Source organism: Enterococcus sp. VV15 (assembly GCF_005236045.1).
Lineage (GTDB): Bacteria > Bacillota > Bacilli > Lactobacillales > Enterococcaceae > Enterococcus_B > Enterococcus_B durans.
In genome coordinates this window covers 1-1079 of sequence record NZ_QPTY01000100.1, presented here as the reverse complement: position 1 = coordinate 1079, position 1079 = coordinate 1, and the positions used below count along the sequence as shown (strand labels likewise).

General features: G+C 32.4%; 2 protein-coding genes. Both read right to left on the bottom strand.

Translation table 11 applies throughout. From position 1 onward, the window contains the following. Positions 1-429 (bottom strand): distal tail protein Dit (locus DVW83_RS14750; RefSeq protein ID WP_342353600.1); only part of this gene is annotated, 429 nt, incomplete at its 3' end. Positions 430-491: 62 nt separating this feature from the next. Next, on the bottom strand, positions 492-1079 hold a 588-nt coding region (locus DVW83_RS15120; RefSeq protein ID WP_446717771.1), incomplete at its 5' end, for a phage tail protein.

The window sequence follows — 1079 nt, the reverse complement described above, 5'->3', positions numbered from 1 at the left end:
AAATGTAATGACTGGTAAACTTTCAAAAGCTTCTGGATTAATAATGACTCCATTATTTTTAATTTCTCTTTCCTCATCCCCATCTTGTCGGAATACGAAGGGTTGACACTTAAAAATAAAATCAATATCTAGCCAATCTCTTTTCTTGTCTTTCGCAGAAATCTCACTGTATCCTAAAGCTTGATAGTAATATTCGTTATCTTCGCTAAATATCAATGGAGAGTATACTTTATCTAAATATAGCCATGCAGCGATTTCTCTTAACTGCATGGCTATAGTTCTATCTTTTTCTTTATAAACCCTTACTGGAAATACTTTTTCAATATCATTATATTTCCCCTTATCAAATATAATGTCTGAGCTTCTTCCATCAACTTCAACAAATTCGAGCGATGTTTCAGGAATAACAAATTCAAGTTCATTTCTCAATCGTAGATTAAATTCATTAGATTTTTTACCCCTAAATTGAAAATATGGATAATATATTAAACCTATTCTAATCGCCCCCTTGTTTGTCTTTCGGTTAAGATTGCCAATTCTTTTGATGTTTCTTCAATTGATCGATCTGACGAAAGATCAGCTTTTTCAATATTTATATGAAATATTGGTTGGTAAGATTTTGATTGATTATTTGTATTATTTATAATTCGAGAACCAGCTGAAGCCGATCCTATTTTTGAAGTACCCAGAGCTGATTCAGGAGAAAGCGAAATCATTCTATTAAAATCTTGTACATTTATAGGAATTTCCATTTTGAAATCCCGTTCTAGTGAATTCGCCATGGTGCTAATGGTTTTTTGTACAGATTTAAAATTGCTTTTTAAACTTTCGTTTAACCCATACATCATTGCTTTACCAGCTGGAATTAGCAATCTCTTATCATACGGGAGTGGTCCTTTATGTTCCTTTATCCATTCTGCAATCCCACTAACAAAACTTTTGACTTTTTCAAATCCTGCTTCTAACCCTTTTAGAAAACCGTCTATAATTGCCCACCCTGCATCTAATAAAGCATCTGGAACAAATACACCTAGAATAGCATCCAATAAATTAAATGCTGCATTTCTAACGATCTCTTG